Source organism: Paenibacillus sp. FSL R10-2199 (genome assembly GCF_038000235.1).
Lineage (GTDB): Bacteria > Bacillota > Bacilli > Paenibacillales > Paenibacillaceae > Paenibacillus_AQ > Paenibacillus_AQ phytohabitans.
This window is the reverse complement of record NZ_JBBOBO010000001.1, coordinates 835746-856641: the sequence shown is the minus strand read 5'-3', so window position 1 is coordinate 856641 and position 20896 is coordinate 835746. Positions and strand designations below refer to the sequence as shown.

At 52.0% G+C, this 20896-nt stretch carries 19 protein-coding genes and 2 riboswitches; of the genes, 10 read left to right on the top strand and 9 right to left on the bottom strand.

From position 1 onward, the window contains the following. Positions 1 to 83: 83 nt before the first annotated feature. The 5 genes from NYE33_RS03675 to NYE33_RS03655 all read right to left on the bottom strand — a co-directional run bounded on the left by NYE33_RS03675 (position 84) and on the right by NYE33_RS03655 (position 5545). Positions 84 to 569, bottom strand: coding sequence for a GNAT family N-acetyltransferase (locus NYE33_RS03675; protein ID WP_042132717.1), 486 nt, complete (start codon positions 567 to 569; stop codon positions 84 to 86). A 248-nt stretch (positions 570 to 817) separates the two neighbouring features. Beyond that, complete coding sequence (locus tag NYE33_RS03670; RefSeq protein ID WP_042132718.1) at positions 818 to 1309, bottom strand: C40 family peptidase; 492 nt, start codon at positions 1307 to 1309, stop codon at positions 818 to 820. A 5-nt stretch (positions 1310 to 1314) separates the two neighbouring features. Next, positions 1315 to 1458, bottom strand: a riboswitch (cyclic di-AMP (ydaO/yuaA leader). A gap of 387 nt (positions 1459 to 1845) precedes the next feature. Continuing rightward, a complete protein-coding gene (locus NYE33_RS03665) occupies positions 1846 to 2274 on the bottom strand; it encodes a C40 family peptidase (protein WP_341068584.1) in 429 nt (142 codons plus the stop codon). A 57-nt stretch (positions 2275 to 2331) separates the two neighbouring features. Further along, positions 2332 to 2470: riboswitch (cyclic di-AMP (ydaO/yuaA leader) on the bottom strand. 217 nt (positions 2471 to 2687) lie between these two features. Further along, complete coding sequence (locus NYE33_RS03660; protein ID WP_341064802.1) at positions 2688 to 3485, bottom strand: hypothetical protein; 798 nt, start codon at positions 3483 to 3485, stop codon at positions 2688 to 2690. A gap of 44 nt (positions 3486 to 3529) precedes the next feature. After that, entirely contained in the window at positions 3530 to 5545 is a 2016-nt protein-coding gene (locus NYE33_RS03655) for a M1 family metallopeptidase (protein ID WP_341064800.1), read from the bottom strand. A 104-nt stretch (positions 5546 to 5649) separates the two neighbouring features. Here NYE33_RS03655 and NYE33_RS03650 point away from each other — a divergent pair, with 104 nt between their 5' ends. Beyond that, positions 5650 to 6156, top strand: a complete 507-nt coding sequence (locus NYE33_RS03650; RefSeq protein ID WP_042132720.1) for a YwhD family protein — start codon at positions 5650 to 5652, stop codon at positions 6154 to 6156. A 93-nt stretch (positions 6157 to 6249) separates the two neighbouring features. On the opposite strand, the gene NYE33_RS03645 is transcribed toward NYE33_RS03650, so the two are convergent. From NYE33_RS03645 to NYE33_RS03635, 3 genes are all read right to left on the bottom strand, one after another. Next, positions 6250 to 6729, bottom strand: coding sequence for an AbrB/MazE/SpoVT family DNA-binding domain-containing protein (locus NYE33_RS03645; protein WP_039303876.1), 480 nt, complete (start codon positions 6727 to 6729; stop codon positions 6250 to 6252). Between the two features lie 270 nt (positions 6730 to 6999). Continuing rightward, complete coding sequence (locus NYE33_RS03640; RefSeq protein ID WP_336101548.1) at positions 7000 to 7680, bottom strand: DNA-3-methyladenine glycosylase; 681 nt, start codon at positions 7678 to 7680, stop codon at positions 7000 to 7002. Between the two features lie 99 nt (positions 7681 to 7779). Next, on the bottom strand, positions 7780 to 9852 hold the full coding sequence (locus tag NYE33_RS03635; protein ID WP_076248768.1) for a transglycosylase domain-containing protein: 2073 nt from the start codon (positions 9850 to 9852) through the stop codon (positions 7780 to 7782). A gap of 222 nt (positions 9853 to 10074) precedes the next feature. Between NYE33_RS03635 and NYE33_RS03630 the strand changes: the two genes are divergently transcribed. From NYE33_RS03630 to argS, 5 genes are all read left to right on the top strand, one after another. Further along, positions 10075 to 10932 carry a carbon-nitrogen hydrolase family protein gene (locus NYE33_RS03630; protein ID WP_341064797.1) on the top strand — a complete coding sequence of 286 codons (858 nt, stop codon included), beginning with the start codon at positions 10075 to 10077 and terminating at the stop codon, positions 10930 to 10932. 15 nt (positions 10933 to 10947) lie between these two features. Beyond that, entirely contained in the window at positions 10948 to 11616 is a 669-nt protein-coding gene (locus NYE33_RS03625) for a GNAT family N-acetyltransferase (RefSeq protein ID WP_076248767.1), read from the top strand. A gap of 59 nt (positions 11617 to 11675) precedes the next feature. After that, the gene (locus NYE33_RS03620) at positions 11676 to 12344 is read left to right on the top strand and encodes a GNAT family N-acetyltransferase (protein WP_341064794.1); all 669 of its coding nucleotides are present in this window, start codon (positions 11676 to 11678) and stop codon (positions 12342 to 12344) included. 116 nt (positions 12345 to 12460) lie between these two features. After that, complete coding sequence (locus NYE33_RS03615) at positions 12461 to 12904, top strand: DUF1934 domain-containing protein (protein ID WP_042132726.1); 444 nt, start codon at positions 12461 to 12463, stop codon at positions 12902 to 12904. Further along, entirely contained in the window at positions 12901 to 14586 is a 1686-nt protein-coding gene (gene argS, locus NYE33_RS03610; RefSeq protein ID WP_076248762.1) for an arginine--tRNA ligase, read from the top strand. The genes NYE33_RS03615 and argS overlap by 4 nt, the downstream gene beginning before the upstream one ends. 90 nt (positions 14587 to 14676) lie before the next feature. Here the strand turns inward: argS and NYE33_RS03605 are convergent, their stop codons facing one another. Beyond that, entirely contained in the window at positions 14677 to 15876 is a 1200-nt protein-coding gene (locus NYE33_RS03605; RefSeq protein ID WP_042132728.1) for a S8 family peptidase, read from the bottom strand. 420 nt (positions 15877 to 16296) lie between these two features. Between NYE33_RS03605 and rpoE the strand changes: the two genes are divergently transcribed. The 4 genes from rpoE to fba all read left to right on the top strand — a co-directional run bounded on the left by rpoE (position 16297) and on the right by fba (position 20667). Then, complete coding sequence (gene rpoE, locus NYE33_RS03600) at positions 16297 to 16860, top strand: DNA-directed RNA polymerase subunit delta (protein WP_039309628.1); 564 nt, start codon at positions 16297 to 16299, stop codon at positions 16858 to 16860. 408 nt (positions 16861 to 17268) lie between these two features. Continuing rightward, entirely contained in the window at positions 17269 to 18876 is a 1608-nt protein-coding gene (locus tag NYE33_RS03595) for a CTP synthase (RefSeq protein WP_039309630.1), read from the top strand. Between the two features lie 343 nt (positions 18877 to 19219). Continuing rightward, positions 19220 to 19606 carry a response regulator gene (locus tag NYE33_RS03590; RefSeq protein ID WP_042132729.1) on the top strand — a complete coding sequence of 129 codons (387 nt, stop codon included), beginning with the start codon at positions 19220 to 19222 and terminating at the stop codon, positions 19604 to 19606. A gap of 206 nt (positions 19607 to 19812) precedes the next feature. Beyond that, positions 19813 to 20667: a class II fructose-1,6-bisphosphate aldolase gene (gene fba / locus NYE33_RS03585; protein ID WP_039309634.1), complete on the top strand. Its 855-nt coding sequence runs from the start codon at positions 19813 to 19815 to the stop codon at positions 20665 to 20667. The last annotated feature ends 229 nt before the right edge of the window (positions 20668 to 20896 follow it).

Sequence of the window (20896 nt, the reverse complement as noted above, 5' to 3'; positions counted from 1 at the left end):
GATGGTGAAGCGTTATCATAGTATTTGTGTCAAAAAAATGAACGAAACTCCTGGGAAAATTGCAAACATACAGAAGTGGAATGCTATTTCTCATAGACCATACAATAAAATGGCTTATCGCCAGTTGGGGTTCTGCGTTCATAAGTATCCGTTATGGTAAATCCGCATTTCTGGTAAGCACGGATGGCCCGCTGATTCCAGGTCAGTACCTCCAAATCGATCTCCCGTTCCGGATAACGCTGCAAAGCCGCCTGAACGATGGCCTTCATGAACAGATGTCCCATGCCATGACCGCACAGATCGGGCCGCATGCCGATTCCAAGCCGGACTACACCCTCCATAGGGAACAGCTGGGCGAAGCCGCACAGGATTCCCTGTCCATTCACAACGGAAACGTATTGCTCGCTGCGCAGCTGCGGATCACCGAATTCAACACCGAGCGCCTGCATCTGCTCCCAGGGCATCCAGCCGTAAATATTATACGGGGGCCTGTAGTTCCACTCACAGATCTCAGCAGCATGCCGCGACTCCATAGGAACAACATAAAAAGTTACCGGGGAACTTATCATAAGCGGAGGCCTCCTTTCAATGGAACATTACTTCATTCTATAAATATTATATACAAAACGAGCCGGATTCGACGCAAAAACCTTGCAGAAAGACCGGAACTTGACAAACGCCAATAAATATTTTATGAAAGAGCGAAATTGGTGTTTTACAAATATAGAGCGGGGTAAGTAATTTTATAGACAAAAAAATAAGCCCTCCTCCAAGATTTCGGCAAAAATCCTGGAAAAGCGCTTATATTTAGGACAAATTATTGCACATCGTCATTCTCTTCGGAATCCGCAGCCACAGTCTTGTAAGCATCTGTACTCATAATCCGTTTGGCGCCAACGTAGCGGTTGACGTAGTAGCTGTCACTCAGCGAACTGATGGTTACACCACGCGAGGAAGAAGCATGTGCGAACTCACCGTCACCAACATAAATACCGACATGAGAAATGCCTTTGCCGCTTGTATTGAAAAATACAAGATCGCCCGGTCTCATTTCATCGCGGGATACAGCAGTGCCCATCTCATATTGGGAGCCGGATTGGTGGGGCAGGTTAATTCCGATCTTATCAAAAACATACATTGTAAATCCGGAGCAATCAAAACCGTTCGTGGATACACCGCCGGATACGTATTTGGTCCCGATGGCTTTGTCGATAACTTTATCCATTTTGGAATCCGCGAAAGCGCTTCCTGCTCCAATGGTGAAGATGATGGAAAAGCTTAGTACTGCGGCTGCTAGCTTCTTCTTCAAAAGTAAATACCCCTTCCAAATGCCTACGAGGTTAGCTTAAGGGTTCGGTTGAAGGTCCCCTATGACCCCTCTTAGAATAGGAGGTCAATTCACCCAAAGTTGGTTCCCCCGTTTCCCTAAATCTTTAGGGAACTCGGCACGACTGTTGATTAGGATTAGCTGTTATTCAATACATGACAAAACCTTTGTTAAAAGCGATTCAATAATTACAAAAATGTTACTAAAAGCTCACTGCGATAATTGTAGCAAAGACTAGGGCGCTTGGCAATCACTTATAACATATTAATGCATTTTTTTTGCGTTTTTTAGAGTTATAGCTGCATAGAAAGACTCATATTTACGCAGCAGGTGAGCTATTGATGAATTTTTCTTTGGATTTGGGATAAAAAGGTGTTTCAGGGCCTGCAGATGAGTGTAAAAGGTAGAATAAGGAAAAGGAAAAACCCGGGAATGATTACGGCAATAATCAAAACCGGGCTCGTATAAGTTACATTTAGTTGTTAGAGGTACGAATATTCGAGGAAATGTTCAAGGGTTCAATCGTAAGCGACAGCTTGGTAGGCTGTTGTGCTCATCACTCTTTTAGCGCCAACGTAGCGGTTGGCCCAGTATGCCTGACTCAGCGAACTGATGGTTACACCACGCGAAGAGGAGGATTGTGCGAATTTTCCATTGCCGACATAAATACCGACATGGGAAACTCCGTTGCCCAGGGTATTGAAGAATACCAAATCACCGGAACGCAAATTACTCTTGGATACGGCTGTTCCAACGCTGAACTGTGCCTTAGAGGTGCGCGGCAGGGTAAGGCCGATACTCTTGAATACATATTTGGTGAATCCGGAACAATCAAAGCCGCTGGTGCTGGTGCCCCCGGTTTTATATGACGTTCCAATGGTTTTTGAGATCACAGTATCCATTTTGGAATCTGCGAAAGCGCTGCCCGCTCCAAGTGTGAATACCATCACAAGACCCAGCGCTGCTGCGGTGCATTTCTTCTTAAAATTCTGACTTCTCAAAAGATGTACTCCTTCCAAGGCCTGCGAGGTTAGCTTAAGGATTCGGTAGAAGGTTCCCCTATGACCCCTCTAAAGCGAGATCAATTCACCCAAAATATGGTTCCCCCACTCCCCGGTGCAGGGAATTCGGCGTTTTGTGCACCAGAATAGTGACATATCGACATAAGGTTAAAGGCTTCGGTTACATAGCTGCTTAATTCCATTTGAAAGATTACAAATTTGTTACTAGTAGTACAGGCATCATTGTACCAGAGGATTTACAGTTTTGCAAATCAACTTGTCGCAGCTGTAAACAAAAAAGAGTCATGCACCTCACCAGAGGGGCGATGACTCTTTTAGTATGCCGTTTTGGCGGCCGATTATTGTGGGAATGATTTACTGGACCAGAGATGATACTGCGCGGCTATGCCCCACATTTTGAATAGGGTGGACGGCAGTGGAGCTGCCTGGCGCAGGAGCAGGGCCGGGAGGCCGGGGCAGAAGAGCGCTGCAGCGCTGCAGAGGATCAGCGTCAGCAGACTTCCTGCGCCTATAATGACGGATATCCCGATGGAGTGGAGAAGCACCTTCAGACAGACCAGCAGCGAAGTGAACATGCCCGTGCCGGCGGTATAACCGAACTGCATATACAGCAGCAGCTTGCGGATAAGGAAGAGGTAGACGAGCCAGCCCAGCACATAAGGCACGAGCGTCAGCAGCAGCGGATAATCGAGAATGCCGTTCAGAAGCAGACGGTACATCTTCGGCAGCAGCCAATAGAGCGGCAGAAGGGCCAGCGCCCATTCAACGAGACTGAACAGCAGTACAGGCAGACCATAACGCTTCATCCCGGGAAAAAAGAACAGTCCGCGCTCCCCGGCACGTTCCTGGTGAAGCTCGTGCAGCAGGCCCGCCCGGATAAAGGGGGAGAGCAGCAGCCGCAACAGAGTCAGTGCCAGGAGCAGCCATAGCCATTGCCGGACGTCCGGGTCCGTGTGCAGCGCAGCCTGCCCTTCAATATAATACAGCAGCCTGCCTATGCTACTGCCGCCGGCATTCGCATCCGGATAGCGCAGCAGTACCGGAACGACGGCGCTTTTAATGAATTTGTACATGAAGTAGCCCCAGAACAGCCGGTAGATAAATAGCAGAATCAGGATATAAAATTGCTCTTTCATGCTGTGCCAACCGCGGGTTATCGAAATTTTCACAATCCTTCACCTCACCAGACAAGAGTTCCGAGCAGGGTTTCAAGCAGTGTCGTCGCACTGAGCGTCCAGCGGGAAAGAGTATTGTGCTCAAGCTCCGCCATTCTGAAATTATTGAGATGCTTGCTCTCCAGCAGTATGGAATGTCCCGGATCAATCTCGGCGGAGACCAGAGGTGCTTTATACGATAATTCAAACGATGTTGTCTTCCCTTCGCCGTTCCAGTATTGCTGAACCGAGTACCCGTCCGAGAAAATAAATTTTACAGGAACATCCCCATAATGGCTGCCCTTGTTGCTTACCTCAACTACAGCATCATATTGAATCCCCGCTCCGTTGCCGCCGTCCCGTTTAGCCGTGAGCCTGATGTCGTCTACTGCAAAATCAGGGGCTCCGCCGCTGTAGACATACTGGTCAAAATAAGTCTGCCAGGATTGCTTGGTTACTTTCTCCACAATCTTCTGGAAGTCAGCGGTTGAGGGATGCTTGAAGCGGTATTTACGGGCATAAGCAGCGAGAATGGCATCCATGTTCTTGGCTCCTGCTAACCGTTCGATGTCACGGAGCACCAGCTTGCCCCGGATATAGACATTGCGTGTGTAGGCATCATCTCCGGTGTATTTCCACGTCTCCAGATTGAGCGGCTGCGAGGAGGAGACCAGACTGGACTGCAGCGGGAGGCTTGAGGCAACGCCATATTCCTGCTCCATCAGCCGGTCTTCGGCATATGAGGTGAAGCTCTCGTCCAGCCACGCCTCCTCGAATTCATTGCTGGCGACCATGCCATAGAAATACTGGTGACCGATCTCATGGATCACGGTCCGTTCAAGCGAAGTGCCGGGCGATGCCTCGGCAGCACCGAAGGCAGTGATCAGCGTCGGATATTCCATCCCCCCGGCCCCATTGCCAGATTCAGGCGGGACTACAATGGATAAGGTGGAGTAAGGATACGGGCCATACCACTTGCTGAAGGCGGTCAGGGCAGCCTCTGCGGCCTGGAAGTAGCGCTCCTGAAGATTCTTATGCAGCGGGTCCAGATAGAGCTTGATCTTTACTCCGGGCACCTGCGGCGCGGAGAAGGCCTTCTCGGCAACCACAAAATCCGGCGATGCCGCCCAGGCGAAGTCATGAACATCATCTGCGTAGAACTGATAGATTTTGCGGTCCTGTACCAGCCGCGCGTTCTTCACCGGAAATCCGGTGGCGGCAACCTTGTAATCGGACGGGACGGAGATGGTTACATTGTAAATACCGAAGTCACTGTAGAACTCAGATGTGCCATGGTACTGATGCAGATTCCAGCCTTCCTCCTGTACTCCCCTTGTGCCAGCAGGCTCGTAGACGCTGAGCTTGGGAAACCACTGGCCGGCCATGACGAAGTTGCCGGCGGTTCCCATACGGGCGAATATTTTCGGCAGCTTGACCTCAAACTGGAGTTTGAGTGTTACGCTCTCACCACCGTTTACCGGCTGGGGCAGGTGGACCTTAAGCAGGGTCTTGTCATTCACATTGCCGTCGTCAGGCTGCACATACTGGGTGCGCTGCATTAGCGAAATCCCCTCGGAGGTCCGCAGATCCGTCAGCGTCAGGCTGCCGTATCCGCCCGCAGGCATGGAGTCGCCCCGGAGCGTTCCTCCGGATTCCTTCATAAAGGTTGTATTGCCGGAAGCGAATGCATTGGGGTAAAGGTGAAAATAGAGCTCTTGGACCGGTTTTTTGCCCGGATGGATCCAGGTCACCGTTTCGGAAGCTGCTAAGGTTCCCGTATCGGCCAGCAGCTGAACATCCATGTGGTATTCCACCACACGCTGGCTTAAAACCTCCGACACCGGAGGCGGAGTAATCTCCGGAAGAGTGGACTGCACAATTTGCTGCTGCGGCAGGACGGCGGGGGACTTGGCCTCTTTTGGGGCAGAGGCAGTCCATACGGCAGGGCTGTGCCCTGAAAGAAACCATATTCCGCCTCCAAGCAAGGTGAGAACAGCCAGAGCTGCGAAGATGAGGGTATACCTTAATGAATGTGGCTTCATACTGTGATTCCTCCCGTGACAAGCATCTACGGGATGTATATGTTTGCAATCGGCGCATTATTAGCTAAAATTAAATAATTAGTGAATGGAAAGGATGTGCACTTGTGGATAACGTACAACCAGAGGGCAAAAAGCAGATTGCCTTGAATATTGTGAATGCCAAGAGTAAGCATAAAGGCTTCGGGGCAGGCTCCATTGATCTGGGTAATGTATCGCCTGTTATTATTGATCAAGGTATCGCCGTTATCGATATCGGTGCCATGCATGCCAAGAGCAAAGTGGAGAAGGGGATTAAGTTCTCCGTGAACCGTGAGGATGTACCGGAAGGAAGACAGGTCTGGGTGGTCTGGGTTGCTGTGGACCGTACACCGGAGGGCCAGTTCTACGGCGGAATTACCGCCTGTGAGATGTGGATTGATTCCGAAGCCCGCCGGGGCTGGAAGATTCTTGCCGATCATGTCAATAAGCTGGATGCAGCCCTGAAACGGAAGATTATTGTGGAGGGACTTGGGTCTACGGAGCGGAATGCGCTGAAATCATTGCTGATCGCCCATAATGAAGAGTGGTGGGCCGCTTCGCCTGACGAGCTGAAAGCGGCATTGTCGGAGTAGTAAGCTGAACGAACATGCATATCAAAAAACAAGGCTTGGCTCTCTGTTAGCAGAGGGCCAAGCCTTATGTATAAGATGATGGGATATGCGCTGCTACGGAGTCACTCTGCCGGCAGTATTTAGCTTGCGCTTCAACTGGCTTACTCTGGCCTGGCTGATTCCGAGCACCTCGGCAAGCTCCTTCTGGTTGGCATAGGGGTGGTCCTCCATCGCTTTCTCCAGACGCTGGCTCATTTCCTCCGTCTTCGTTCTCCGTCCACTGCGGACAGGTTCGGCGTTCTCCTCTGCAGGGCCCGGAGAGATTGTGATCTCTTCAGATCCGCGCCCGGGGTCGCTCAGCTCTTTGAGGCAGGTATTGCAAATGAATTGATCTTTATAGTAGGTTACATGATCAAGGCTTCTGCAAAATGTGCATTCTGTGGAGGTGTACTTTCTGAGGACGATAATTTCCTCATTCAGAATAAAAAACTCGATGGGATCCCCAATGTCAATATTTCGTGTCATGCGGATTTCTACGGGAACCACAATTCTACCAAGACTGTCTAAACTCCGGATCATGCCTGTATCTTTCATCCCATGTCCCTCATTTACATCTTTATATTTTTTGTGGATATCTCTGATTATAGCAGTAATTGTAAGTTTAGAGAACGGGGAAAGCGCATACAAATTATGTTGTTTCTTGTCGCTTATACGGGAAATAGCCCGTTTTACGGCGCAGGAGAGGGTACGGGGCCGAAAAAATATAAAACCTCTCCCTTCGGGTAATCCCAAGGGAGAGGTTTATTAGGGTTCTCTATTTTTTACCCAAATTAGCACAGCCGAAACAGCGGAATGAAACTATCTTCAGGTGAGGATAACCGGCTGCGCATCCGTGCTGCTGACCGAGACATAGGGATTGCCCCGGAGATAGAAACGCCAAGGCTTCAGCGCGTATTCTTCTGCATAGGGAATATTGATGCGCGGAGCCTGGACAATATCCAGAGATTCCGGGGCTTCACCTTGCTCCAGCCATATTGGCCCCCCGCGGAGATCAAGCCTGGCCATGTTGAGGCTTTTGTCTATCCTCAGTGCCCGGCACAGCTTGCCCGGGCCGCCGGACAGATCCGAAGGCTTCCGGACAGCAATTCCCCGGTATGCAGCCATAAGCTCCGCGTCCCTGGCGGTAAGCGGCTCCACTGCACGGATCAGGACCGCATGCGGTTCGTCTTCAGCAGCGGTAACCACATTGAAGCAATAGTGCATCCCGTAGATCAGGTATACATACGTAGCGCCTCCGGCACTGAACATTACTTCTGTACGGGTTGTCCGCCGCCCTCCGTAGGCATGACTCCCTTTGTCTTCAGCGCCGCCGTAGCCTTCAGTCTCAACAATACGGCAGCGGATATCACCGTCTTCGGTGCGCCGGACGAGATGCTGGCCCAGGAGGCGCGGAGCTGCCTCTACTGCCGCAAGCGCATAGAGTTCAGGCGGAAGCAGCCGCTGCGGGGCGCAATGGTCCGGTTCGCCTGAAGAATTCAGCTTCATGAATGGTTGACACCTTCCTGCGGCGGACTAACGCTTAAGAGAGCGCCTTGCCGGGCTCATCCCATCGTAACGCAAGTCTCCGGCGGCAGCAATGCCGGATCAGTTCATCCACCAGCGTTTGATGTCATTCCATAGCGAATGGTCCTCCTTGACAGGCTCGGCAATCTCAGGGTTGCTCCCATCCGGGGGAGCATCGGTGCCGGAGGCGGCATGCTGGTCGCAGTACTCAGTAGGCTCAGTGCCGCTGATGAAGGTCGTAAGCTCCTTCTCCGGACAGGCTGCTGTAGCCAGCTTGCCGGACTGTGGATTGATATATACGCTGACCACGCCATCGGGAATCGGGAAAATCTTCGGCGGTACATTCTCCAGCGCTTTTTCCGTAAACTGCGCAAAGATAGGCGCTGCACGTCTTCCATCAGCGGTGGCAATATCCCGGCCCTTGTCGTAACCTACCCAGACCGCAGTAGAGAGCTCAGGAGTGAAGCCCACCATCCAGCCGTCTGTGTCGGTAGTGCCTGTTTTGCCGGCGACCGGGCGTTTGATCATCGAGGCTACGCGGTTACCCGTTCCTCCGCTCTCAAATACGCCTTCCATCAGCCGGGTCAGCACATAAGCGGCGGCCGGTTCTACCACAGACTGCCCTTGAGGCTGCGGAGCTTCATATAGAAGGTGTCCGCCCGCATCTGTAATTTTCAGAATTGCGGTAACAGGCTGCTTAACTCCGCCATTGCCGATAACTGCGAAGGCGGAAGCCATCTCCAGCGGACTGACAGGGGAAGTGCCGAGCGCCAGAGACGGGACACTTTGCAGCGGACTGTTGATTCCCATAGCAGCAGCCATAGCGGCCACCTTGTCCGCGCCAATCTTCATAATTGTATTTACGGCATAAATATTGTCGGAAGCGGCAATCGCCTGCTTCATGTTGATCTCACCGAGATACTTATCGCCGAAGTTGCGGGGCTGATAGGTTTTGCGGTTGTTGTCATAGTGGAACAGTGTCGGCTGGCTGTTGAAGACAGACAACCCTGTCATCTCCTTGGAAGACAGCGCGGATAAATACATAATCGGTTTAAAAGAAGAACCGGGCTGGCGTGTGGTAGCCAGGGCATGATTATACGCGCTCGAACGGTAATTGGTCCCTCCAACCATGGCCTTCACATAGCCGGTACGGGGGTCAATGGACACCAGGGCAGTTTCCAGCTCGCTACTATGGTCCATTCCCTGATCCACGGCCTCTTCCGCAGCCCGCTGCATATCCGGATCAAGTGTCGTGTAGACATTCAGCCCGCCCTGATCCAGTTCGTCACTGCTGATATGAAGACTGTCTATAACGAGGCTGCGCACGTAATCGCGGAAATAAGGAGCGGCTACAGTGGTATCCTTCTGCCCCTGCGGCTTGAAGGTCAGCTTCTCCCTGGCGGCGGCCTCCGCCTGCGATTCCGTGATATCCCCTACATCGACCATGGCTGCCAGAATGATACCCTGCCGCTTAACAGCACTATCCAGGTGCGTGTAGGGCGAGTAATAGGTGGGGCCTTTGGGAACTCCGGCCAGCAGTGCGCTCTCCGCCAGATCCAGGTCAGCGGCTGGTTTGCCGAAGTACATTTGGGCAGCGGCTTCAATACCATAGGCGCCGTGACCATAATAGATTTCATTTAGATACATGTTCAGAATCTCGTCTTTGCTGTATTTCATCTCCAGCTGGAGGGTGTAGAGAGCCTCCTTGCTCTTGCGGGTCCAAGTTTTCTCATGGGTCAGGTACAAATTACGCGCAAGCTGCTGGGTTAGTGTACTGGCCCCTTGCGTACGCCCTCCTGCCTGCAGGTTGGCGAGCACCGCTCTGCCCATTCCTTTGAGGTCAAAGCCGGCATGACTATAGAACTTACGGTCCTCTACAGCCAGAGTGGCCTTGATGAGCAGCGGAGAGATTTGTTTAAGTTCCACAGGATCACGGCTGCGTCCGTCAGTAGTGAAGGTAGTCAGTACATTGCCCCTGGAGTCAAGCAGTCTGGAGCGGATATCATCCCCTAGAGGAGGTAGCGGTTTCTGATATAGGAACCCAAGCAGGACTCCGGCGCCCGCCAGGAACAGCAGGACAGAGAAGAGCATCAGCCGGAAGAGCCGGCGGAGGCGGCGTTTCGGGACTTTGGGTGCAGTAGAATCGCGCGGCATAACATCAGGCTCCTTCTATTTCATGCAGAAACGGCCGGGTTACCACTTAATAAGTGGGCGGAGGCGTCTCTGCTGGTATTCTCCATTATGGGGAAGGAATAGAGGAGATATTCATGCGGCGGCACGCAGCATCTCCATTCTGTGTGATTTTGTGATCTGTTATGGTAAAATTTTAGTTACTTTATGAATGCACGCCATATCACGTATAGGAGGATTGCCGCCATGGCTATTCGCGTATCCGCTGTACAATATCATTTGCATACCATTTCCTCCTTCGCGGAGTTTGCCGCCCGGTGCGAGCACTATATAAGGACTGCCGGGGAGTACGGAGCTGAATTCATCCTGTTCCCTGAATTTCTGACGACACAGCTGATGTCCATAGGCAATGAACAGGGAGAAGCGCTCGGTATAGAGGATCTGCCGCAGTTCACAGAACGTTACCGGGAGATGTTCTCCGGCTATGCCAGGAAATATGCTGTACATATTATCGGGGGCACCCATGTGCTGCGCCGGAACGATAAGCTCTATAATGTAGTTCACCTGTTTTACCCGGACGGAAGAATTGCCGAGCAGGCCAAGCTTCATATCACACCAGCTGAAGTTGAGGGCTGGAATATGGGCGCTGGTGAAGGACTGGAGGTATTCCAGACAGACAAAGGGACCATTGCCATGCTAACCTGCTATGATATCGAATTTCCGGAGATTGTACGCATGGCCCGGGCCAAGGGTGCGGATGTGATCTTCTGCCCTTCCTGTACAGATGACCGTCATGGCTTCCACCGGGTGAGGTATACGAGCCATGCCCGTGCCATTGAGAATCAGGTATACGTTGTACTGACAGGCACTGTGGGCTCGCTGCCTACCGTGGATCTGATGCGCGCCAATTTTGGGCAAGCGGCAGTCATTACGCCTAATGATATTCCCTTCCCTCCGCAGGGCCTGCTGGCCGAGGGGGAAATAGGCGGGGATATGATCATCACTGCCGATCTGGATCTGGAGCTGCTGTACCGCGTCCGTGAGCACGGATCTGTAACTACGTGGCGCGACCGCCGGACAGATCTGTACACGGACTGGACCTAAGGGGGAAGAAAGGGAATGTATTACAAGAGCTTCTACGCTTTTGAAGGTAAAACCCCGGTGCCTGCGGTAATCCGCAGCTATACGGAGGCCGATTTCGCGGAACTGGTCACGATTCAGTCCGAAGCCTTTCCGCCGCCCTATCCTGCAGAGCTGTGGTGGAACCGGGAACAGCTGCTGAATCATGTAACGCTTTTCCCGGAAGGGGCACTGTGTGCAGAGGTGAACGGAGAACTGGCCGGCTCGGTAACGGGACTCAAAATCCATTATGATCCGGAGACACCGGCCCTTCATCATACCTGGTCGGAAGTTACGGATGACGGGTATCTCACTACACATCAGCAAAATGGGAATACGCTGTATATTGCCGATCTGTGTGTCCGCCCCAAATACCGCAAGCTTGGACTGGGCAAGGAGCTGGTACAGGCGTTGTATCATGCTGTAGTGGAGCAGAAGCTGGAACGGCTGCTGGGAGCCGGGCGGATGCCGGGCTATCATCTAATGGCCGCCCGGATGCCGGCGGAAGCGTATCTGGCCGGAGTAGTGGCCGGTAGCTGGTCTGATCCGGTCATTACTTTTCTGCTGCGCTGCGGGCGTGTACCGGTCGGCGTTGTAGCGGATTATCTGGAAGATGAGGAATCGGGAAATTACGCAGCGCTTATGGAATGGCGGAATCCTTTTCTATAAGTTTCTCTAAAAGTTTCTATAATAGTAACTACAACCGGTATTGGAGGAGAGCCCTTACTATGGAATATAGAAGGATTACAAATGTAGCCGATCCTTTGTTCAGACAAGTACATCAGCTGCTGTCCGAAGTATTTCCACCCGAGGAAGTGCTGGAATACAGCTTATGGAAGGAACCCTTGGAGGATCCCGGCATTCGTGTGTTCACCGCAGTGCATGAAGGTACAGTTGTCGGCACCACGGAATACCGTTACTATGCGGACTGGAATGTGGCGATGACCGATTTCACTATAATTGGCCGGGAGGGGCTGGGCGTAGGCCGCTTTCTGGCACAGCACCGGCTGAAGGATCTGCAGAAGCTGGCGGCTGACAATGGCAGGGAGCTGTTCGGAATGTTCGCCGAGATTTATGATCCTTACCGGGTAGAGCATGACTTCGGGGGGATTAAGCCGATGGACCCGTTTGTGCGCCGCGAAGTGCTGTCGCATCTGGGGTATAAGCGGATCGATTTTCCGTATGTCCATCCTTCCTGGCAGGGTGACGGGGAGGCGGTATCCGGTCTGGATCTATGCTTTATGCCCGGAAATGAAGAGCTGGAGGAGATCGGGGCGCCGCTCGTTGCTGATTTTCTGACCCGTTATTACGCAGTGCTGGAAGATAAGCCGGAGTCGTGGACCTCCATGGTGGAGCAGCTTAGAAGCAGAGAGCACTTGGCGCTGCTGCCGCTGTAATTATTTTTGCCGGAGAAATAGCCATTGAACTACTCTTCCGGATCAGGATATAGTGTACAATGGGAAAGCGAATATGACCTTAATGAATATTAGTATGAATAAGTGAGGAACGTGCAATGACTGAAGGACAGCAAGGCAAATATGCCGTTAGCGTAACGCTGGAAAGCGTGCAGGGCGGTGAGCGGAGTGTGGTGCAAAGCGCAGGGGAAGCCATTATGAAAGGGCAATTCCTGTATATCCGCTATGAAGAAACGCAGCCAGGCCCTCAGGGCGGTGAAGTTTCTGTGCGCAACACCCTGAAGATTTCGGACAGTGGAATCAAGCTAATCCGCCATGGCGGTGTCCAGTCGGAGCAATCCTTTGAGCCGGGCCAGCGTCTGCCGGGGTTCTACCGCTCGCCTTATACACAGTTTAATCTCATCACCGATACCCGGAAGCTCAACATCATACGCGCCGGAAGGAAGCTTGCGGTTACATGGGAGTACGACTTGTACGTTTATGATGAGTTATCAGGACAGTTCGCTATAAGTTTGAATATACAGGAGGAACCACAATCATGACACAAAGTTTAAATCCGCTTCAGCTAGCCAATGAACGGGTGAAAGAGGCTATTGCCGAGGCTATCGTAGCTGCCGGCCTGGTGTCCCGGGAAGAGCTTCCGGCTATCGTGCTGGAAGTACCCAAAGACAAGGCGCATGGAGATATGGCTACGAATGCCGCTATGCAGCTTACCAAAATTGCCAAACGCAATCCGCGGCAAATCGCTGAGGCCATTATCGAGCACCTGGATACCGGCAGCGCTTCTATTGAGAAGGCGGAAATTGCCGGTCCGGGGTTTATCAACTTCACGTTATCCAAAAGCTATCTGTATCCTGTTATTGCCCTCGTTGCCGAGCAGGGTGACGATTATGGCCGCGTAGAGATCGGTAAAGGGCAGAAGGTGGAAGTGGAATTCGTCAGCGCGAATCCTACAGGCAGCCTGCACTTGGGCCATGCCCGCGGAGCAGCTGTCGGGGATGCGCTCTGCAACGTGCTGGATTACGCCGGTTACAAGGTAACGCGCGAGTACTATATTAACGACGCCGGTAACCAGGTCGCCAATCTGTGCAAATCGATCGAGACCCGTTACCTGCAGGAGCTGGGCCAGCCGGCTGAGATGCCGGAGGACGGCTATCACGGGGAAGATATCAAAGGCTTCGCCAAAGAGCTGGTTGCTGAGAAGGGTGACTCCCTGCTTGCAATGACCCCGGGCGACCGCGCTGCGTTCTTCCGCACCTATGGTCTTGCCAAGGAACTGGACAAAATCAAACGCGACCTCAGCCGTTTCCGGGTCAACTTCGATATCTGGTTCAGCGAAACCTCCCTGTACGAGAACGGTGAAGTGCTGCGTTCGCTTGACGAGCTCCGGGAACGCGGTGAAGTATATGAAGAAGAAGGCGCCACCTGGCTGCAGACCACCAAATACGGCGACGACAAAGACCGCGTGCTGATCAAGAATGACGGTACATACACGTACCTCACACCGGATATTGCCTACCATAGCGACAAATACGGCCGCGGCTACGACAAAATGATTAACATCTGGGGAGCTGATCACCACGGCTACATTCCGCGGATGAAGGCCGCCATGTCGGCGCTGGGCAATGATCCCGAGAAGCTGGTCGTGCTGATTGCCCAAATGGTCAGCCTGTTCCAGAATGGCGAGAAGGTCAAAATGTCCAAGCGTACCGGCAAGGCCGTAACGATGGAAGACCTGATGGAAGAAGTTGGCCTTGACGCCATCCGTTACTTCTTCACGATGCGCAGTATGGATTCTCATCTGGACTTTGACATGGATCTGGCGATTTCGACATCTAATGAGAACCCCGTATTTTATGTCCAGTATGCACATGCGCGCATTTGCAGCATTTTCCGCCAGGCGGAAGAGCAGGGCATTGTGCTGCCGGATACTGGCGACATTGACTACAGCAAGCTGACCGCTGTTCATGAATACGACCTGCTTCGCAAAATCGGTGAGCTGCCGGCGGAAATTACGATTGCTGCCGAAGGTTATGCACCGCACCGCCTGGTCCGTTACGTGTATGATCTGGCTTCGCTGTTCCACAGCTACTACAAGGCAGAGCGCGTAATCACCGAGGACGCCGCTCAGACTGTAGCCCGTCTTGCCCTGCTGGGCGCGGCGCGGACGACGATTGCCAACGTCCTGCGTCTGGTTGGCGTTACCGCACCGGACCGGATGTAACCATAGCATGATGCAAAGCGCCGCCCCCGGTAACAGGGGCGGCGCTTTTTAGCATGGGCTTGCTGGCTGAGGCGGCATCACCGCCGCATGCTAAGCCTTCGCCGCTGCTGCGGCTTTGGCGGTGCTGCTGCTGCCGCTGCTGCGCCGTGCCCGGGCGCCTGCGCGCAGCAGGCGCAGCGCATCGGCCGCGCCGCCGCCCAGGGAGGCGCGGCGCTGGCCCTTGCGCAGCCGCACCGGCGAGGCTGTGCGGCGCAGGAGCAGCTTCAGCTCGCGGGGCGACAGCCCCGGCCGCAGCGCGAGCAGAAGGGCCGCGGCACCGGTGACATGCGATGTCGCCATAGAGGTGCCGCTCATTTCTTTATACCCCTCCCGCAGCCAGCAGGAGGGGATGCCCTCGCCCGGACCGTATACGTCGATATACGGTCCGCGGTTGCTGAAGGCGGCGACGCGCTGCCTTCTGTCAAGGGCCCCTACGGCAATAGTCTCCGGATAGCGCGCGGGGTAATCCCCGCCGCGCTTGCCGTCGTTGCCGCTGGAGGCGATGATGGCAATCCCGGCCCGGTAGGCCTTGATCACCACATCATGCAGGGCTTTGCTTCTGTTTTTCATCCCGAAGCTCATGTTAATGATATCGATCTTGTTCTGCACGCACCAATCGATGCCCAGGACAATATCAGAAACATAGGCAGAGCCGCTGTGGTCAAAAGCCTTGACCGGATAGATCAGCGCCCTGGGGGCTACGCCCATCATGCCGCGCGTCCCTCCGGCTGCAGCCAGGGTGCCGGCAATATGTGTGCCGTGGCCATTGTCATCGAGCGGCATCATACCGCGGTTCAGCAGATTGACCCCGGAAGCGAGGGAATGCTTCAGATCGGGATGGCGGAAGTCCACGCCCGTATCGATGACGCCGATCTTCACATGAACTCCCGTAGATTTGGACCAGGCCTGCGGGGCGTGAATCGACTTGACCCCCCAGGGCATCATGGCAGAACCGCTTTTATCCGGTGCCACGGAGTGAACCTGAATCCGGTGATCTTCTTCTATACATAGGGAATCAGCATAACGGTCCATCAGCTTTCCTGCTCCGGCGGCGGGCACGAAGAAGGCCCGGATCAGCGTAGATACCTGAACCTGCCGCAGCCCCGGCGTTTTGGTCTTAAGTGATTTCCACTGGGATAGCGCTCCGGCATACATGCGGGGATCGTTGAAGGTCACAATACGCCGCTGGGCATTTGTGGGGGCAGCCTTAATCTCTTCAAGCAGCATCTGCCAAAATCCGTAATAATCCATAAGTTACGCCGTCCCCTCCTCGGTGCCGTGCTGCCATATAGTATGAAAAGAGGCAGACGTCCGAATGGGAACTTGCCCTTTTTTAGCGAAATGGGCTGCCCATCGTGTCAAAAGGCGGAGGATTACATAAAATGAACAGAAGGGAACCGCAAGGCCCCTTTGCAACATCCCGTAAGGAGCCGATCCTTGGCGTGGATACAGTCATGTGCGGAGGGTTTCCCTCCGCCTTTTTGAATTTAGGGGAATCATTTGGGTTACATAGAGGTTACGGATAATCAGCCCTCCTGCGTTTTCCCGCAGAAGCGGGTGTATTAGACTTGCAATTTGCACGCAAATAGGTTTTACTTAGGTTTGTTAATGGATATCATGAATTAAGCATGATTTGTAATGTGAACAATGCGTGAGAGGAAGTGTCCTTTAGTGAGTACGCCACTCAATTTAAAGCTGGACCCTGAGAAAGTTAAAGAAATACCGATGGTCGACCTGGCTTTCCTGGTGCTTAAGGCAGCCAATACGCCTTACTACTACCGTGATCTGATGGTCGAGGTAGCCAAGCTGCGCGGGATGACCGATCAAGAGAGCCAAGATACTATTGCACAGTTATATACCGAGATTAACATTGACGGGCGTTTTGCCTGTGTCGGAACCAACCTTTGGGGCCTGAAACGCTGGTACCCGCTGGAACGCTCCGATGATCCTGTCGGCAACACCAAACGCGTACGTATCATCAACGATGAGGACGACGATTTGGAAGATGACGACTTTGCCGAAGAAGAAGAGAATTACGCTGCGGAGGAAGAGGATTTCGATGCGATTGATGAAGATCGCGACGACCTCTATTCTGACGACGACAGCGAAGAGGAAGTTGACGAAGATGTTGTCATTGATGAAGATGACATTGACGAAGACGAAGCGGATGAGGAAGATTCCGAAGACGGCGAAGAAGACGAAGCCGATGATGAGGAAGAGGACGAGAAATTTTAGAATAGTCTTTCCGGCGGTGTAATTCGTCCCTTGACAGGGGCAGGACCGTCAGAGTAAACTATTGCATGGGCTTATAATGAAAGTTAATATGTTTTCTAAAATAAAAAGTGCCCCGGGTCTACGGGTGTCACTTTTTTGTTTTTTTAAAAGATAAGAATTAATATGCTTCGCGCAATCAATGTTCCTTATCTTTCTCGCTGAAACGGTGCCGTCCTTTAAAGGACGGCAAAGCCGTTTCTACTTGAATGCCAAAAAACTGCGGTTTTCCGTAATTCTGGGGACTCTGGTCTTAAGTTTTGGCGGTTCTGAAGCAACTTTTGGGTTCCCCGGTTTGATGATGGAAAAAAGGGTTACGATAAACAACAAGCGTCCCCTGAATTTCTGGACTTTATTTAGGAGGGTTTTACAGTGACAAAGTATATTTTTGTAACGGGTGGCGTTGTGTCGTCCCTTGGCAAAGGCATCACCGCCGCTTCGCTGGGCAGGCTGCTCAAGAACAGAGGTCTGAAAGTAACGATCCAGAAATTCGATCCTTACATCAACGTAGACCCTGGAACTATGAGTCCTTATCAGCACGGGGAAGTGTTTGTAACCGATGATGGTGCGGAGACTGACCTGGACCTTGGGCATTATGAACGGTTTATTGATATCAATTTGTCGAAGAACAGCAACGTAACCACAGGTAAAATTTATTCCTCCGTTATCAGCAAAGAGCGCCGCGGGGAATATTTGGGCGGCACCGTTCAGGTTATCCCGCATATTACGAATGAAATCAAGGAACGGGTATTCCGCGCAGGCCGTGAGACCGGTTCGGATGTGGTCATTACGGAGATTGGCGGTACTGTAGGGGACATCGAGAGCTTGCCGTTCATGGAAGCGATCCGTCAGATCAAGAGTGACATCGGCCGTGAGAATGTCATGTACATTCATGTTACGCTGATTCCTTACATCAAGGCTGCAGGCGAAGTGAAGACGAAGCCGACACAGCACAGTGTAAAAGAGCTGCGCAGCATCGGAATTCAGCCGAATGTGATCGTGTGCCGTACGGAGTATCCTTTGACCGACGATATGAAGGCCAAGCTTGCTTTGTTCTGCGATATTGATAAGAATGCCGTTGTGGAATGCCGCGACGCTTCAACCCTGTATGAAGTTCCGCTTAACCTGCGCGACGAAGGCTTGGACGAGATTGTAGTCAACCACCTGAAGCTGACTACTCCTGCGCCGGATATGCGTGAATGGGAGAGCATGCTGGAACGGATTCAGAAGCTGGAACGTACCGTTGAGATCGCTATTGTCGGTAAATATGTAGCGCTTCATGATGCTTATTTAAGCGTTGTAGAGTCACTGTCGCATGCCGGATTTGCCTCCAATGCCGAAGTGAAACTCCGGTGGGTGGATGCAGAGCTGGTTACGGATGAGAATGTGGACGAGCTGCTGGGCGGCATCGGCGGCATTCTGGTTCCGGGCGGCTTCGGCGACCGCGGGATCGAAGGCAAGATTTCGGCTATCCGCTATGCGCGTGAGCAGTCCATTCCGTTCTTCGGGATTTGCCTGGGTATGCAGGTGTCTGTGATTGAGTACGGCCGTTCCGTGCTCGGAATGACCGGTGCGAACAGCTCCGAGATCGATCCGGCTACCGCGTATCCGCTGATTGACCTCTTGCCTGAACAGAAGGATATTGAGGATATGGGCGGCACCATGCGCCTCGGACTGTATCCTTGCAAGCTTTCCCCTGGTTCATTGGCGATGTCCTGCTATGATGATGAACTGGTCTATGAACGCCACCGTCACCGGTATGAGTTCAATAACGCTTACCGCGATGAGATGGAGAAGGCAGGTCTGGTCTTCTCCGGAACCTCCCCTGACGGCCGTCTGGTTGAGATTGTTGAGCTGCCGGGTCACCCTTGGTTCCTGTCCGTGCAATTCCATCCGGAATTCACTTCACGTCCGAACCGTCCGCAGCCGCTGTTCCGTGAATTTGTCAAAGCATCGCTTACCCATTCCGAACAGCTGTAATAATTATCTTCAGGGCCTTCCGGTCCTGCGGGAGCCTCCTTACGGGGGCTTTCTTTTTTGGAGATGAAGGAAATATACATTTTACACTAAACTTTATTCTTCTATTTTCTCTTGTTATAGGTCTCATTTATGATATCTCCCAAATTACAAGGGGACTGTACTACCGCTTTTTAACTGGAAATACACCTTTATATGGCATAGATTTACGCATTTTAACCAATTAGCAGGATTTTGGCTACAAAGCACGAATAATAGGTTTCGTATAGACTAAGTTGAAGCGGGGCCGTTAGCTGTGAGAGGGCGCGGTATAGACAATCTGCCTTAAATTCTGGGAGGGTATCGTATGGAAAAAAAGAAAGTATTAATTGTCGATGATCAGAATGGAATCCGGATTCTCCTCATGGAAGTGTTTAATAGTGAAGGTTATGCCACCTTTCAGGCAGCTAACGGAAAATTGGCACTCGAGATCGTCAAGAACGAATCGCCGGATATGGTTCTGCTCGATATGAAAATCCCGGGGATGGACGGACTGGAGATCCTCAAGCATTTGAAGGAGCTGAACCCGGCGATCAAAGTGATTATGATGACGGCTTACGGAGAACTGGACATGATCAAAGAAGCGACCAAGCTGGGAGCCCTGATGCATTTCACCAAGCCGTTTGATATCGATGAGATGCGGGTTGCCGTTAATATGCATCTGCACAATAAGTCGGTTGATCAATGCAGCTAGCTTAGAAATGAACAGTTTGGGTAAGTCCTGTTATGGATACGCTGAAGAGGGAAAGTCCCGCAGGAATATGGGCTGGCTGAATATCGTCCCACCGGGACATTTTTTTGTGTATCCTATTTAGTATTTGACACAGGATGTGCTATAATAGGCCTGTATGTGATGTCGGCTTATATAAGCAACTCAAACATTTTAGGAGGATTGAAACCATGCCATTAGTATCTATGACAGACATGTTAACCAAAGCACTTGAAGGAAAATATGCAGTTGGCCAGTTCAACATCAATAACCTGGAGTGGACTCAAGCGATTCTTGGTGCAGCAGAAGAAGAGAAATCACCAGTAATCCTTGGCGTATCCGAAGGTGCAGCTCGTCACATGGGCGGCTTCTACACTGTAGTTAAGATGGTTGAAGGTCTTATTCATGACATGAAAATTACCGTTCCTGTAGCAATCCACTTGGACCACGGTTCAAGCTTTGACAAATGTAAGGATGCAATCGATGCCGGATTTACTTCCGTAATGATCGACGGCTCCCACCACCCAATCGACGAGAACATTGAAATGACCAAGAAGGTCGTTGAATATGCTCATGCTAAAGGTGTTTCTGTAGAAGCTGAAGTTGGTACTGTAGGCGGACAGGAAGATGACGTTATCGGCGGCATCCAATACGCTGACCTTAACGAATGCGTACGCATCGTTAAAGAAACCGGCATCGACACATTGGCTCCGGCACTGGGTTCCGTACATGGTCCTTACCTGGGCGAACCGAACCTTGGATTCAAGGAAATGGAAGAAATTCGTGATGCAGTTAACCTTCCGCTCGTACTTCACGGTGGTACTGGTATTCCTGTACATGACATTCAGAAGTCCATCTCCCTGGGTACTTCCAAGATCAACGTAAACACAGAGAACCAAATCGCGTTTGCCAAAGTAGTCCGCGAAGTTCTGGCTGCTAAACCGGATGCTTACGATCCGCGTACATTCATCGCACCAGGCCGCGAAGCCATCAAACAAACCGTTATTGGCAAAATCCGTGAATTCGGATCCAGCAACAAAGCGTAATTTTAACTCTGCCGCGTAACGGGACAGGTTATTTCCTGTTGTCCCGCCTGCATATCTTTATCAGAAGAGTGCACCGCATAGCCGGTGTCCTTCCGGTAAAGTCATTTCAGATTTCCTCAGAAACGGGTGCCGTCCTTAAGTTAGGGCGGCGCAGCCGTTTCTTCTTCTAATCACCATGTCACCACAAGCCACAGCTGGTATTGCCAGAACAAGCCGCAATACACGTAGG